General features: G+C 64.1%; 15 protein-coding genes and 1 other RNA gene. 12 read left to right on the forward strand and 4 right to left on the reverse strand.

Annotation, left to right across the window (positions count from 1 at the left end):
• Positions 1-11 precede the first annotated feature (11 nt).
• The 3 genes from MGMSRV2_RS12240 to MGMSRV2_RS12250 all read right to left on the reverse strand — a co-directional run bounded on the left by MGMSRV2_RS12240 (position 12) and on the right by MGMSRV2_RS12250 (position 1,908).
• On the reverse strand, positions 12-386 hold the full coding sequence (locus MGMSRV2_RS12240) for a RidA family protein (RefSeq protein ID WP_024080656.1): 375 nt from the start codon (positions 384-386) through the stop codon (positions 12-14).
• A gap of 71 nt (positions 387-457) precedes the next feature.
• Positions 458-802 (reverse strand): DUF1491 family protein, encoded by a 345-nt coding sequence (locus tag MGMSRV2_RS12245; RefSeq protein WP_024080657.1) that lies wholly within the window; start codon positions 800-802, stop codon positions 458-460.
• The gene (locus tag MGMSRV2_RS12250; RefSeq protein ID WP_242410678.1) at positions 799-1,908 is read right to left on the reverse strand and encodes a cyclic nucleotide-gated ion channel; all 1,110 of its coding nucleotides are present in this window, start codon (positions 1,906-1,908) and stop codon (positions 799-801) included. The genes MGMSRV2_RS12245 and MGMSRV2_RS12250 overlap by 4 nt, the downstream gene beginning before the upstream one ends.
• Positions 1,909-2,055: 147 nt before the next feature.
• On the opposite strand from MGMSRV2_RS12250, the gene MGMSRV2_RS12255 reads away from it, so the two are divergent.
• The 3 genes from MGMSRV2_RS12255 to MGMSRV2_RS12265 all read left to right on the forward strand — a co-directional run bounded on the left by MGMSRV2_RS12255 (position 2,056) and on the right by MGMSRV2_RS12265 (position 3,653).
• Positions 2,056-2,742 (forward strand): pirin family protein, encoded by a 687-nt coding sequence (locus MGMSRV2_RS12255; protein WP_024080659.1) that lies wholly within the window; start codon positions 2,056-2,058, stop codon positions 2,740-2,742.
• A 112-nt stretch (positions 2,743-2,854) separates the two neighbouring features.
• The gene (locus MGMSRV2_RS12260) at positions 2,855-3,268 is read left to right on the forward strand and encodes a bacteriohemerythrin (protein ID WP_024080660.1); all 414 of its coding nucleotides are present in this window, start codon (positions 2,855-2,857) and stop codon (positions 3,266-3,268) included.
• A 139-nt stretch (positions 3,269-3,407) separates the two neighbouring features.
• A complete protein-coding gene (locus MGMSRV2_RS12265; RefSeq protein WP_024080661.1) occupies positions 3,408-3,653 on the forward strand; it encodes a hypothetical protein in 246 nt (81 codons plus the stop codon).
• Here the strand turns inward: MGMSRV2_RS12265 and MGMSRV2_RS12270 are convergent.
• Positions 3,617-4,606, reverse strand: a complete 990-nt coding sequence (locus tag MGMSRV2_RS12270) for an endonuclease/exonuclease/phosphatase family protein (RefSeq protein WP_041634446.1) — start codon at positions 4,604-4,606, stop codon at positions 3,617-3,619. The two genes, MGMSRV2_RS12265 and MGMSRV2_RS12270, sit on opposite strands and share 37 nt — an antisense overlap.
• Positions 4,607-4,718: 112 nt before the next feature.
• Between MGMSRV2_RS12270 and MGMSRV2_RS12275 the strand changes: the two genes are divergently transcribed.
• The 9 genes from MGMSRV2_RS12275 to MGMSRV2_RS12315 all read left to right on the forward strand — a co-directional run bounded on the left by MGMSRV2_RS12275 (position 4,719) and on the right by MGMSRV2_RS12315 (position 13,308).
• On the forward strand, positions 4,719-5,144 hold the full coding sequence (locus tag MGMSRV2_RS12275; protein WP_024080663.1) for a bacteriohemerythrin: 426 nt from the start codon (positions 4,719-4,721) through the stop codon (positions 5,142-5,144).
• Positions 5,145-5,192: 48 nt separating this feature from the next.
• Positions 5,193-5,948, forward strand: a complete 756-nt coding sequence (locus tag MGMSRV2_RS12280) for a protein phosphatase CheZ (protein ID WP_024080664.1) — start codon at positions 5,193-5,195, stop codon at positions 5,946-5,948.
• Positions 5,949-6,176: 228 nt separating this feature from the next.
• Positions 6,177-6,563, forward strand: an RNA gene (gene rnpB / locus MGMSRV2_RS12285) — RNase P RNA component class A.
• Between the two features lie 349 nt (positions 6,564-6,912).
• Positions 6,913-7,392: a division/cell wall cluster transcriptional repressor MraZ gene (gene mraZ / locus MGMSRV2_RS12290; protein WP_024080665.1), complete on the forward strand. Its 480-nt coding sequence runs from the start codon at positions 6,913-6,915 to the stop codon at positions 7,390-7,392.
• Entirely contained in the window at positions 7,389-8,375 is a 987-nt protein-coding gene (rsmH, locus tag MGMSRV2_RS12295) for a 16S rRNA (cytosine(1402)-N(4))-methyltransferase RsmH (RefSeq protein WP_024080666.1), read from the forward strand. The genes mraZ and rsmH overlap by 4 nt, the downstream gene beginning before the upstream one ends.
• Positions 8,372-8,752 carry a cell division protein FtsL gene (gene ftsL / locus MGMSRV2_RS12300; RefSeq protein WP_024080667.1) on the forward strand — a complete coding sequence of 127 codons (381 nt, stop codon included), beginning with the start codon at positions 8,372-8,374 and terminating at the stop codon, positions 8,750-8,752. The genes rsmH and ftsL overlap by 4 nt, the downstream gene beginning before the upstream one ends.
• On the forward strand, positions 8,749-10,509 hold the full coding sequence (locus tag MGMSRV2_RS12305; protein ID WP_024080668.1) for a peptidoglycan D,D-transpeptidase FtsI family protein: 1,761 nt from the start codon (positions 8,749-8,751) through the stop codon (positions 10,507-10,509). Before ftsL ends, MGMSRV2_RS12305 begins: the two co-directional genes overlap by 4 nt.
• On the forward strand, positions 10,493-11,923 hold the full coding sequence (locus tag MGMSRV2_RS12310; RefSeq protein ID WP_024080669.1) for a UDP-N-acetylmuramoyl-L-alanyl-D-glutamate--2,6-diaminopimelate ligase: 1,431 nt from the start codon (positions 10,493-10,495) through the stop codon (positions 11,921-11,923). Before MGMSRV2_RS12305 ends, MGMSRV2_RS12310 begins: the two co-directional genes overlap by 17 nt.
• Entirely contained in the window at positions 11,920-13,308 is a 1,389-nt protein-coding gene (locus MGMSRV2_RS12315) for a UDP-N-acetylmuramoylalanyl-D-glutamyl-2,6-diaminopimelate--D-alanyl-D-alanine ligase (protein ID WP_024080670.1), read from the forward strand. Before MGMSRV2_RS12310 ends, MGMSRV2_RS12315 begins: the two co-directional genes overlap by 4 nt.
• Positions 13,309-13,315 lie beyond the last annotated feature (7 nt).

Below are 13,315 nucleotides of genomic sequence, written 5' to 3' on the forward strand. Positions count from 1 at the left end.
CCTCGGGCAAGCTACGCCTTGAGCGCGGTCACTTCGATTTCCACCTTCATGCGCGGATCGACCAGACCGCAGACGATGGTGGTATTGGCCGGCTTGGTCGCCTTGAAATACTTGCCCAACACCGGACCGACGGTCTGAAAATAGGACGCGTCGGTGACATAGACGACGACGCGGACGACGTCGGCCATGGTGCTGCCGGCCTTATCCAGGGCGGCGGCGATGGTCTGCAGCGCCTGGTCGGCCTGCTCGACTTCGCTGTCGGCGATCTGGCCGTCCTTGAAGCCGGAGGTGCCGGAAACGAACACCCACGGGGCCTGAACCACGGCGCGGGAATAGCCGGCCACTTCCTCGAACGGAGAGCCGGAAGAAATCAAGGTACGGGTCATGGCATGTCCTTTGCGCAACTTGGGGCAATACGGCGCTTGGTTCTAAACCAATTTCAGGCTGGCGCAAGACTTCAAGCGCGGAACAACGGCTCGAGAAACGGGGCCGAACCGTCGGCGCTGTCCACGTCCAGCACCCACAGATCGCCATCGATGGCCCGCGCCCGCGCCACATAGGCCTCGGCCCGCTCCTCGTCCACCGGCTGCGGCCCGGTGGCGCACAGCCAGCCCAACCGCCCCTCGGCGTCGCGCACCTGACCATAGACCCGGCATTGCCGCCCGCCCATGTAGACCCGCACCAGGATGGTGCCGGAATCCTCGTCGCCTTTATGCGCCACCACCGCCGGCAGCGCCTGCAAACTGCAACGCCGAATGGCGGCGTGGATGAACAGCTTGGCTTTCAGTTTCGGTTCACTCACGACGTCTGCTCTTCCCCTTGCGACAGGCGCGCTTGCGCGGTGGCGCGGATGGTGGCCAGTATCTCCGGCGACTTGTCGGTGAATTGCTGGAAGTCGCGGGCATCCAATACCAGCACCTGACAGCGGGTCAAGGCGGATACGGTGGCGGTACGCTGGCAATGTTGCAAAAGTGCGATCTCGCCGAAGAAATCGCCCGCCTTCAACACAAAGGTGCCGGCGGGACCGCTGACCTGCACCTGACCGGAAATCAGGAAATACATGCAATCGGCATCGTCGCCCTCCCGCATCAGCACCTCGCCGCTGATGATGCGCTGCATTTTCAGCAAGGCGGCCAATTGGGCGATCTGCGCCGCCTGCAATTTGGCGAAAAACGGCACCTTGGCCACCAGATGCCAGGTGTTGACGAAATTGCGCCGCCGCATTTCCTCGGTGAAACCCGACGCCAGGATCGACGCCGGCAACGCGAACATGCCCAGGCCCAACACACCGACAAAAGCGCCCAGCACCTTGCCCAAGGCACTGAGCGGAACCACGTCGCCATAGCCCAAGGTGGCCAGGGTGACCACACTCCACCACATGGCATGGGGGATGCTGATCATGCCGGGATTGAGGTGCCGCTCGACGAAATACAGCACCGTCGAGGTGAACAGAACCAAAAGCGCCATGATGAACATGGCCGACAGCAGGGGCCGCCATTCCGACAGCAACACCGCCCCCAGGGTTTCCAGGGCGGGGGAATAACGGGCCAGCTTGAGAAAGGCCAGGATGCCGAAGGCGGTGTCGACGTCGTGCGGCCAGCCCAGCAGATCGCTGAGAGCGACGGGGGCGAAGGCGATCAGGTCGAACAGGCCGAACGGGCTGAACACATAGCCCACCACCGCCTGCCAACGCTCAGGCGACAGCCACGCCGCCGCCAGCCGCACGAAAAAATCAACCGCCACCACGGTCAGGAACAGGCGGTCGGCAAGGATGACCACCGGCTCCCAGGCGCCAAAGATGCCCGGCACCGTATCGAGCACGGTTTCGCCGGTGAAGGCGACCACCGCCAGCATGATGAACCAGCGATAGAATTTCGCCCGGCGCGGCGCCAGGGGATCGCGGCTCAATAATGTCTCAAGCCATTGTGCCACCATCGTGTCCTCGCCGCACCGTCATGGCCCGGATGTACACCCGAATAAGGCAAAATACCAGACACCCCTTGGCGAAACCGGGTTTCACCACGATATCCAAGGTCCAACAACCCTGGACTGACCATGCTCGACCATCGCCCCTTTGCCCGCTTGGGCACTTTCGACAACGACTGGCTGCACGCCCATTACCATTTCAGCTTCGCCGATTACCTCGACCATCAGCGCCTGGGCTGGGGCGTGGTGCGGGTGTGGAACGACGATACCATCGCCGCCCACACCGGTTTCGACCCGCACGGTCACCGCGACATGGAGATCGTCACCTATGTGCGCGAAGGCGCCATCACTCACCAGGACAGCCTGGGTAACGAAGGCCGCACCGAAGCCGGCCAAGTTCAGGTGATGAGCGCCGGCACCGGCATCCGTCACGCGGAATACAACCAAGAAGACGGGCCCACCACCTTGTTCCAGATCTGGATCCTGCCGCGGGCACGCGGCTTGACGCCGCGCTGGGAAACCCGGCAGTTTCCGCGCCAGCCGGGGCAATTGCAGGTGTTGGCCTCGGGTTTCACCGAGGATGAGGCCCCCATGATCAACCAGGACGCTCGCGTCTTGGGCGGCATCATCAGTCCCGGCGACCGCATCACCCACCCCTTACGCGGCCGACATGCCTATCTGGTGGCGGCGCGCGGCAATCCGGTGATCAACGGCATCGCTCTGGCCCCACGCGACGGCTTGGCCATCACGGATGAACCCAGTCTGGACATCCATTGCATCGATGAAGCCGAGATCGTCCTGGTCGAAGGCCCGTAACGCCAGGTCAATGCCGCCTTGCACGTACGGCATTACCCATTTTGCGGCGCACCATGCTATGCTTTCCCCCACTGAAAATCCGGGCACTCAAAAACCGGAAAGGGGGAAACGCATGGCCATCGTGCTGTGGAATGAAGATATGAGCGTCGGAATCGACCATCTGGACGATCATCACCGCCGCCTGATCGAATTGCTCAACCAGTTGGGGGCCGCGGTCAGCGCCGGCAATTCCCGCGATGTCACCGGCTTGGTCCTGGGCGAGCTGATCCGCTATGTCTATTACCATTTCGGCGAGGAAGAGCGGCTGATGGAAGCCGCCGGCTATGACGATCTGGCCGCCCACCGCCAGTCGCACCGCATCATGGCCGAACATGTGCGCGGGCTGGAAAGCGCCTATGACCGCGACCCGTCGGCGGTGGTGGCGGCGGAACTGCACGGCTTCCTCAGCGACTGGCTGGTCCACCACATCCGGAGCGAGGATTCCCGTTACGTCCCGTGCCTGAGTGGGCGGGCCGGCGCCGCCTGAACCCAAGCCCCTAAGGTATATGTTGCAGCGCACAACCCTATCCTCTTGAACGGGCCGCCTCCGCCGTATGCCACTTTGCCTTGGCCCCGGTCCTGATCGATGATCGGGTCATGGTTTGAGTGCAAAAGGGGGCCATGCCATGCCTTATACGCGCTGCCCGTTCTGCGGTGACGCCCTGCCCGCGCACCGGCATGACTGCCGGGTGCCCAGCGACCTTGACCGCTTCGAGCGCATCCACGACCTGCTCAACAACCACCCGGAAAAGTCTTTCCTGCGCCAGAATCTGATGCGCCATCTGGTGTCGTTCGGTCGCCGCGCCGACGCCGCCCTGCGCAGGCCGTCCATGGGTCAGTCGCCGATGAATTCCGCCACCATGGGGGCGTGAAAGCTGTCGGGGGCGGTCCACACCGTCGCCGGACCGACCAGTTCGTCGCCCAGGGTCTCGTTGTGGATTTCGCACGCGGCCAAACAGCCCAACAGCGGGCGCGACACCAAGATGTGATCCAGCATCACCCGCTGACCATGATGAACCACGCTGAAGCGCTGGCTTTCGGGGATGGAGCGCTCCACCGGCACCAGCATACGGGCGGCCAGATGGCCGTTGCCGGTATCTTCCTCGTCGCCGCGCAGGGTTCTGACCGGCGCCTCGCGATCGCCGGCGTTGAAATCGCCGCATACCGCCACCAGCGCATCCCCTTGCGCATCGAACATTTGCTCGACCACAAGCCGCGCTTCCAAGGCCTGACCGGCGCGCTTGACCGCCGCCAGATAAAAGCCCTCGGCCCAGCCGCCGACGCTGAGCCAGCGACCGTGTTCGGTCTTTTGACCGGCCAGCCAAGCCGCCCTGGGCGCACGCAGATGCAGGTTAACCACGTGCAGCACCCGGTCATGCCCCAAATCAACATCGGCCCACAGGATGGGGCGATCCCATTCCACCGCCTGGGCCTGATCGGGAGCCGGGCGCGCGGTCACCGGCAAGATCGCCGGCGGCGGCACCAGATCATGCCAAACCTGGCCATGGGACAGCAGGGGAAAGCGTGACAGGATGACAAGGTTGTGGCGGTCCGCCGGGCGTTTGCCGCCGCGGTTCAGGCTGATCACCCGGTGATAGTCCGCGTAAGCGGTGCCCTCCAGCAGACGGTCCAGGCCCGTAGCTTCACGCGGACCGTGCTTGCCGTCGATGGTGTGGGCGTTGACCTCCTGCAGACACAGGATATCGGCGCGCAGACGCTGCAATTGCGGGCGCAACACCGCCATACGGTCGGCGAAATCGTCGGCTCCGGACAGACGGTCGTCCAGACTTTCCAGATTAAAAGTGGCCAGACGCCAACGCTCCACCTTCGGGCCTCCATCGCCCCCCTGCCCCGTCATGCAGTGTAATCCGCCGCCCGCTTGTATCAAGCATCCATCCAATGCTATTGAATTGCTGGGCACAGGGATGAGGTACGAGATGGCGGTCCTGACATGGAGCGAGACGTATAGCGTCGGCAGCGCCATGATCGATTCGGATCACCGCATCCTCATCAACCTGATCAATCAATTGCACGACGCCATCGAAACCGGCCAAAGCCGCGCCGTGGTCGGCAGCGTCATCAATGTGCTGGTGGAATACGTGGAACACCACTTCCACCGCGAAGAAGCGCTGATGACCCAGATCGGCTATCCCGAACGCGAGCAGCACATCCAAAGCCACCGCGACCTGGAAAACCGGGTGCGCGAGGCCCGCCAGCGCTGGATGGCCGGGGAACGGCAAGTTCTTGATGACGATCTGATGGTTTTTCTGAAAAGATGGCTGACGGATCATATCTTGAGGGCCGATATCGCCTATCGCCCTTGGGTCGAGGCCGCAGCCGGCACGCATGGGGATGCGGATTAAGCCGGTGTTGCATGTAATTAGATTGGCGGGGGGAGGGCGCGGCCCGAAATGATGACTGAACGCAAGCTGTTTACCGCGGAGATCCAACGTCTCAAGGCCCAGGCGGCCAAGGGCGAGACCCCGGTCATGTTGGGCGGCGCCTCCAATGATGAGGTGCTGAAGGTTCTGAACGAGATCCGTCACGACATCCGCACGCTGGAACACACCATGCGCGGCGAGGAAGCCCCGCCCCTGGACGCCCAGGTCGCCAACATGGACGAGATGGTGACGCAAAAGCAGGCCGAAGTCTCGATGCTGAAGACCGAGCTGCGCGCCCTGGCCGTCTGTATTGAACAGACCAAGCACGAAATCGCCGCCCTGCGTCCCAAGGATTCCGACGAAGATCGCATCCTGGCCGTCACCTTTGAACTCGACGCCATCGTCGAGGCCACCGAAGGCGCCACCCAAACCATCTTGGAAGCCGCCGAAAAGATCGAATCGCTGACCAGCGAAATCGGCTCGCACGGGGATGACGCCTATGTGAAGCGCCTGGCCGAAGACATCAACGAAACCGTCATCACCATGTTCGAGGCCTGTAACTTCCAGGACATCACCGGCCAGCGCATCACCAAGGTGGTCAAGACGCTGAAGTACATCGAGTCCCGCGTCAACGCCATGATCGACATCTGGGGCCCCGAGAATATCGCCGAAATCGTCCCCAAGCAGCCCGACGATCACCGCGACGACGATTCCAAGCTGCTCAACGGCCCGGCTCTGGAAAACCAAGGCATCAGCCAGGACGAAATCGACAAATTGTTCGGCTGATATCCGTATTTTTATCGCAAAAAGCCGGTCTGCCCATGGCAGTACCGGCTTTTTCTTATTAACACTTCGTCAATAAACAGAATTTACCCCAGGAACTCGCAAGTTATCGGGTCATCACCCGATGGACGACACAGTAAACACCAAGGACTTTTGCATAAAATTTTCTTTGTTTACTGTGGTAACACCATCCTTGACGCCGCCGGCCGCAATCGCCACGATGCGCCCGCGCCAGACGGCTGGACGGCCGCCCTGCACGGCAACGTGTGGGGAGGAAAGTCCGGGCTCCACGGAAGCACGGTGCCGGATAACGTCCGGCGGGGGTGACCCTAGGGAAAGTGCCACAGAAAGCAAACCGCCGCTGTCCGCAGCGGTAAGGGTGAAAGGGTGCGGTAAGAGCGCACCGCGGACCCGGCAACGGGAACGGCACGGCAAACCCCACCGGGAGCAAGACCAAATAGGGGCGACAGTTTTCGGCCTTTTGGCCGGAACCAAACGCGCTTTCGCGTAGTCGCCCGGGTCGGTCGCGTGAGGCGTCCGGTAACGGACGTCCCAGATGAATGGCCGTCGCCATGGGTAACCATGGGACAGAACCCGGCTTACAGGCCGTCTGGCGCAAATTTCCCCCTTCTCTCCCCCCATGCCGGCCCATCGGAATCTCCCTATGGCGAGGGCCGACGCCTGGGAACAATTCTCGAACAAATTTACCTTCTGTTTACCTTTCGATGCCGATTCATTCAAGTGAATCAAGGCGTTGTACGGCTTTGTTCGTCTACTTTGCGAGAATGTCAATTGATTTGACAACAACCAGTTCGGACCATGGTTTTACTAGTCAATACCATTGACGCCCATATTTACCCATGTTATCCCATAAGAACCCACCGAGAGACGCCTTAGGGCGAAGTGTGCGTCGCGGTAGGGGGGTTCTGGGGATAACGGGCACATTTCGGCAAGGCGGACATGGGGGATGGGACTTTTCCTCTCCACTATCGTGAATAAGGTTGATCGCAAGGGACGGGTCTCCGTTCCGGCGAGCTTCCGCACGACTTTGTCCCAGCAGATTTTCCAGGGCATCATCGCCTATCGGTCGTTCACCGCGTCCTGCATCGAGGGCTGCGGCATGGACTTCATGGAGCGCCTGTCCGACAGCACCCAGACTTTCGACGCCTTCTCGCCGGAACAGGAAGACATCTCGGCCCTGATCTTCGCCGACGCCCGCCAATTGGCCTGGGATCCCGAAGGCCGCATCCTGTTGCCCGAAGACCTGATCGAACATGCCGGCCTGAGCGAGACCGCCGCCTTCGTCGGCAAGGGCCAGACCTTCCAGATCTGGCAGCCCGAAGCCTATAAGGCGATGGAAGCCGAAATCCGCGCCCGCGCCCTGAAAAACCGTCCGACCCTGCCCTTGAAAGCTCCGGTCAAGCCCGTGGTCGGAGACGGAAAATGACCAGCCCCGCCCAAACCACGGACTCGGACTCCCGCCCTCATATCCCGGTCTTGCTGGCCGAGGTGGTCCAGGCCCTGGCCCCCCAAGACGGCGACGTGATGGTCGACGGCACCTTTGGTGCCGGCGGCTATTCCTTGGCCTTGCTGGATCGCGCCCGCATCCACGTTTTCGGCATCGACCGCGATCCGTCGGCCATTGCCGCTGGCCGGCGCCTGCCCCAAGCCGCCGATGGCCGCCTGAACGTCATCGAGGGTCGTTATGGCGACATGGACCTGTTGCTGCCTCAGGCCGGCATCACCAGGGTCGACGGCATCGCCTTGGATATCGGCGTGTCGTCCATGCAGATCGACCAGGCCGAGCGCGGCTTTTCCTTCGCCAAGGACGGCCCCTTGGACATGCGTATGGAACAAAGCGGCCCGTCGGCGGCGGATGTGGTCAACACCGCGTCGGAAGCCGAACTGGCCGACATCATCTATCATCTGGGCGAGGAAAAGTACGCCCGCCGCGTCGCCCGTGCCATCGTCGCCGCCCGCCTCGACACCCCCTTCACCCGCACCTTGCAACTGGCCAACGTCATCCGCGGCGCCGTGCGCAAATCGGGCGACGGCATCGACCCGTCCACCCGCACCTTCCAGGCCCTGCGCATCCATGTGAATGACGAATTGGGCGAGCTGGAACGCGGGCTGGAAGCGGCCGAACGGCTGCTGGCCCCCGGCGGTCGGCTGGCCGTGGTCACCTTCCATTCGCTGGAAGACCGGGTGGTGAAGACCTTCCTGAAAAAGCGTTCTGGCGACATGCCGGCGCCGTCGCGCCATTTGCCGGCCCAGGCCGCCGGCCCGGCCCCCACCTTCTCGCTGATCTCGCGCAAGGCCACCGCCCCGTCCGACGCCGAATGCCGGGCCAATCCGCGCGCGCGCTCAGCCAAGCTGCGCGCCGCCTTGCGTACCGACGCCGCCCCTTGGGTGGCGGGAGGTGCGGCATGATCCGCGGCATGATCGGCACCATCTTGTTGACCCTGGCCGCCGGCCTTGTCGGCATCGGCCTGTTTTACGTCAAGCATCAGGTCAAGGAACAGGAAGCCCGTCTGGCCGAACTGAACCAGGAAATTCGCGCCAACCAGGAAGCCATCCACGTCTTGAAGGCCGAATGGAGCTTCCTGAACGACCCGGCGCGCCTGAAGCAATTGTCGGAAAAGTACCTGGACATGAAGGTGATGGGGCCGACCCAGGTCACCACCATGCAAGCCCTGCGTCACGACGCCACCCCGCCTCATGCTTCGGTTGCCGCCATGCCCAAGCCGCCCGCCCGCCCGGCGCCGGCCTTGGCCGAAACCAGGCCTAACGTGGGGGACATGCGATGAGCCTGTTTTCCCGCACCCCCTATCACCCCGGCATCCATCCGGGCGAAGACCTGCAAAACAACCCCGGCGCCTTGCGCTTGGATGGTGTGCGCTCGCGCGCCATCGAGACCAGCCGCACCCGCCTGCTGGTCACCGCCCTGGTTTTCCTGGCCATCTTCGGCATCATCGGCGGACGCATGATCGATGTCGCCGTCCTCGACGGCAATCCGGCCAAGCCGCGCGCGCTGCCCCAGGCCCGGACCCAGGACCTGGAAATGGGCCGGGCCGACATCACCGACCGCGATGGCGCCGTGTTGGCCACCAGCCTGCCCACCGTGTCGCTGTACGCCCGTCCGCAAGACATGATCGAAGCCCGTGTCGACGTGGCCGAGGCGGCGAAGAAGCTGGCCGCCGCCCTGCCCGACATGGATGCCGACGACGTGCGCGCCCGCATCCAAGGGGCCAAAACCTTCGTCTATCTGCGCCGCAACCTGACGCCACGGCAGCAATACGACGTCAACGCCCTGGGCATTCCTGGCCTGCATTTCGAAAAGGGCGAACGCCGGGTCTATCCCCATGGCAATCTGGTCGCCCATGTGGTCGGCATGACCGATATCGACAACAAGGGCATCGCCGGTATCGAGCGTTTCTTCGATCGGCGACTGACCGAGGATTCCGCCCCCTTGGCCCTATCCTTGGATGTGGGCGTGCAAAACGTGGTGCGCACCGAACTGCAAAAGTCGGTGCAGCAATTCAACGCCCTGGGCGCCACCGGCATGGTCGCCGACGTTCAGACCGGCGAGATGCTGGCCATGGTCAGCCTGCCCGATTTCGATCCCAACGACCCGCCCGCCGGCACCAACGAGGCCATGTTCAACCGCGCCACCAAGGGCGCCTACGAGATGGGCTCGACCTTCAAGCTGTTCAACACCGCCATGGCGCTGGAAAGCGGGCGGGTGAACATCAATTCCAGCTTCGACGCCACCAAACCGTTGAAGTTCGGCAGCCATACCATCCACGACGACCACGCCCAGAACCGCTGGATGAGCGTGCCGGAAATCCTGATCCATTCGTCCAATATCGGCTCGGCCCGCATGGCCCTGGAAGCCGGCAGCGATTTCCAGCGCCGCTTCATGGGCCGCTTGGGCATGCTGGATTCCCCCACCCTGGAACTGCCGGAAGTGGGCGCCCCCCAGGTGCCCAGTCCATGGCGCGAGATCAACACCATCACCATTTCCTTCGGGCATGGCCTGTCGGTGACCCCGGCCCAGTTGATGGCGGGCACCGTCGCCTTGGTCAATGGCGGCATTTTTCATCCGCTCACCCTGACCCACCGCCCCGACGGCACCCCGGTTCCCGGCGAGATCGTGCTGAAGCAGAAAACCTCGGCCCATATGCGCAATCTGATGCGCATGGTGGTGACCGAAGGCACCGGCAAAAAGGCCGACGTGCCCGGTTACGAGGTTGGCGGCAAGACCGGCACGGCGGAGAAGGCCGCCCATGGCGGCTATCGCAAAAAGGCGGTGCTGTCGTCGTTCGTCGCCGCCTTCCCCATGGACAACCCGCGTTACGTGGTCATCGCCATGATCGACGAACCGCAGGGCACCAAAGAAACCTACGGCTATATCACCGCCGGCTGGACCGCCGCGCCGGCGGCGGGCCGCATCATCGCCCAGATCGCCCCCATGCTGGGGATCGCGCCGAAGGCCCTGCCCGAAGCCAGCGCCGCCGCCAAGCCGCCAGTCAGCAAGGGAGGCGACCTTGCGCAATCTCGCTGACCTGATCCCCGGCAATCACACGGCCAATCCGCTGATCACCGCGATCACCTGCGATTCGCGCAAGGTCGGCCCCGGCACCCTGTTCTTCGCCCTGTCGGGCAGCAAGGCCGATGGCCGCGCCTTCATCCCCCAGGCCGTCGCCCAGGGCGCTGTCGTCATCGTCGCCGAGACCGGCACCCAAGCCGATACCGGCACCGCCTTGCTGGTCACGGTGGACAATCCGCGCCGCGCCTATGCCCTGGCCGCTGCCCGCTTCCATGGCCGCCAGCCCGAGGTCATGGCCGCCATCACCGGCACCAACGGCAAGACCTCGTGCGTCAACTTCACCCGCCAGATGTGGACCAGCCTGGGCCATCGCGCCGCCTCGCTCGGCACCTTGGGCATCATCGCCGATGGCTGGCCCAGCCGCCCCAGCCTGACCACCCCCGATCCCGCCGACCTGCATGAAGCCCTGGCTGAACTGGCCGAGAACAGCATCACCCATGCGGCCATGGAAGCCTCCAGCCACGGCCTTGACCAGTTCCGCCTGGACGGGGTCAAACTACAGGCCGCCGGCTTCACCAACCTGACCCGCGACCACCTGGATTATCACGGCGACATGCAGGCCTATCTGGCCGCCAAGCTGCGCCTGTTCACCGATCTGCTGCCCGAGGACGGTGTCGCCGTCATCAACGCCGATTGCCCGGTGGCGGCGCAGGTGGCCCAGGCCGCCGGTCCCCGTCGCGTGCTGCGCTTTGGCCGTGCCGGCACCGAACTGGCGCTGAAGGACATTCGCCCCGATTCCCATGGCCAAGTGCTGGATCTGGACGTGCTGGGCCACAGCGCCACCATCCGCCTGCCCTTGGCCGGCACCTTCCAGGCGGCCAACGCTTTGGCCGCCCTGGGACTGGTCATCGGCTGCGGCGGCAATGCCTTGGCCGCCATCAATGCCCTGGAATCCCTGACGGAAATCCCTGGTCGCCTGCAAAAGGTGGCGGACAAGGACAGCGCCCCCATTTTTGTCGATTACGCCCACACCCCCGATGCCCTGGAAACCGTGCTGACGGCGTTGCGCCCCCATGCCACGGGCCGATTGCTGGTGGTGTTCGGCTGCGGCGGCGACCGCGACCCCGGCAAGCGCCCGCAAATGGGCGAAATCGCCGCCCGGCTGGCCGACATCATCCTGGTCACCGACGACAACCCGCGTTCGGAAGACGCGGGCCTGATCCGCGCCGCCATCATGGCCGCCGCCAAGGGTGCGATGGAAATCGCCGACCGCCGCACCGCCATCCGCCACGCCGTATCGCTGCTGCGTCAAGGCGACGTGCTGGTGGTCGCCGGCAAGGGCCACGAAAGCGGCCAGATCGTCGGCGCCCACACCTTGCCCTTCGATGATGCCGAGGAATGCCGCCAGGCGGCGGGAGGCGCGGCATGAGCTTATGGAAAGCCGCCGAGACGCAGGCCGCCACCCACGGCACCCTGATGGGGGCCAGTGACTGGACCGCCGAGGGCGTGTCCATCGATTCGCGCTCTATCGCTGCCGGCGATCTGTTCATCGCGCTTTCCGGTCCCAACCACGACGGCCACGACCACGTCAAGGCCGCCATCGAGGCCGGCGCCGTCGCCGCCCTGGTCCACAAGGTGCCGGAAGGCTGCGACGGCCTGCCGCTGGTGCTGGTCACCGACACCATGACCGGTTTGCAGAATCTGGCCGGTGCCGCCCGCGCCCGCTCGAATGCCCGTATCGTCGCCGTCACCGGTTCGGTCGGCAAGACCGGGACCAAGGAAATGCTGGCCCTGGCCCTGTCGCGCCAGGGCAAGACCCATTATTCGGTCGGCAGCTTCAACAATCATTGGGGCGTGCCGCTGTCCTTGGCCCGCATGCCCGCCGATTGCGTCTTCGCCGTGTTCGAACTGGGCATGAACCATGCGGGCGAGTTGATCCCGTTGACCAAAATGGTTCGCCCCCATGTGGCCCTGATCACCACCATCGAGGCGGTGCATTCGGCCTTTTTCGCCACTACCGAGGACATCGCCGACGCCAAGGCGGAAATCTTCCTGGGCGTCGAAGCCGGCGGCACCGTCATCCTGCCGCGCGACAACCGTCATTTCCGCCGTCTCGCCGCCGCCGCCAAGACCGCCGGCATCAGCCACCGTCAAAGCTTCGGCAGTCATATCGATGCCGATGCCCGCATGCTCGATTGCGCCGTCGATCCCGACGACACGGCGGTGTTCGCCCTGCTGCGCGACCATGCCCTGGCCTTCCGCGTCGGCGTCCCCGGCCTGCATTGGGGCATGAACGCCCTGGCCGTGCTGCTGGCGGTGGAGGCCTTGGGCGGCAACGCCGAAAAAGCCTCGCAATCACTGGCCGCCATGTGCCCGCCGAAAGGCCGGGGCGAGCGCCATGTGGTGGCCTGGAAGGGCGGCAGCATCGAAGTCATCGACGAAAGCTACAACGCCAGCCCGGTGTCCATGAAGGCGGCCATCGCCACCTTGGCCGCCGCCCGTCCGGGCAAGGGCGGACGCCGTATCGCGGTGCTGGGCGACATGCTGGAACTGGGCGATTCGGCCCCGGCGCTGCACACCCATCTGGCCGAGGCGGCAGCGCTGTGGAACACCGATCTGGTGTGCACCGCAGGCCCGTTGATGGCCCACCTGCATCAGGCGCTGCCGGCAACGCGGCGCGGTATCCATGCCGCCAATTCGACGGAATTGGCGGGTCTCATCAAAACCGTGATCAAGCCCGGCGACGTGGTGGTGGTCAAAGGTTCCGCCGGGTCGCGCATGGCCCAGGTGGTCAAAGCCTTGCTGGAAGGGTGACGGGGAA

Source organism: Magnetospirillum gryphiswaldense MSR-1 v2 (assembly GCF_000513295.1).
In the GTDB taxonomy this organism is placed as follows: Bacteria; Pseudomonadota; Alphaproteobacteria; order Rhodospirillales; family Magnetospirillaceae; genus Magnetospirillum; species Magnetospirillum gryphiswaldense.

Coding starts and splice junctions, on each gene's coding strand:
- MGMSRV2_RS12240 (WP_024080656.1), bottom strand. CDS start 386: ATGACCCGTACCTTGATTTCTTCCGGCTCTCCGTTCGAGGAAGTGGCC.
- MGMSRV2_RS12255 (WP_024080659.1), top strand. CDS start 2,056: ATGCTCGACCATCGCCCCTTTGCCCGCTTGGGCACTTTCGACAACGAC.
- MGMSRV2_RS12260 (WP_024080660.1), top strand. CDS start 2,855: ATGGCCATCGTGCTGTGGAATGAAGATATGAGCGTCGGAATCGACCAT.
- MGMSRV2_RS12265 (WP_024080661.1), top strand. CDS start 3,408: ATGCCTTATACGCGCTGCCCGTTCTGCGGTGACGCCCTGCCCGCGCAC.
- MGMSRV2_RS12275 (WP_024080663.1), top strand. CDS start 4,719: ATGGCGGTCCTGACATGGAGCGAGACGTATAGCGTCGGCAGCGCCATG.
- MGMSRV2_RS12280 (WP_024080664.1), top strand. CDS start 5,193: ATGATGACTGAACGCAAGCTGTTTACCGCGGAGATCCAACGTCTCAAG.
- mraZ (WP_024080665.1), top strand. CDS start 6,913: ATGGGACTTTTCCTCTCCACTATCGTGAATAAGGTTGATCGCAAGGGA.
- rsmH (WP_024080666.1), top strand. CDS start 7,389: ATGACCAGCCCCGCCCAAACCACGGACTCGGACTCCCGCCCTCATATC.
- ftsL (WP_024080667.1), top strand. CDS start 8,372: ATGATCCGCGGCATGATCGGCACCATCTTGTTGACCCTGGCCGCCGGC.
- MGMSRV2_RS12305 (WP_024080668.1), top strand. CDS start 8,749: ATGAGCCTGTTTTCCCGCACCCCCTATCACCCCGGCATCCATCCGGGC.
- MGMSRV2_RS12315 (WP_024080670.1), top strand. CDS start 11,920: ATGAGCTTATGGAAAGCCGCCGAGACGCAGGCCGCCACCCACGGCACC.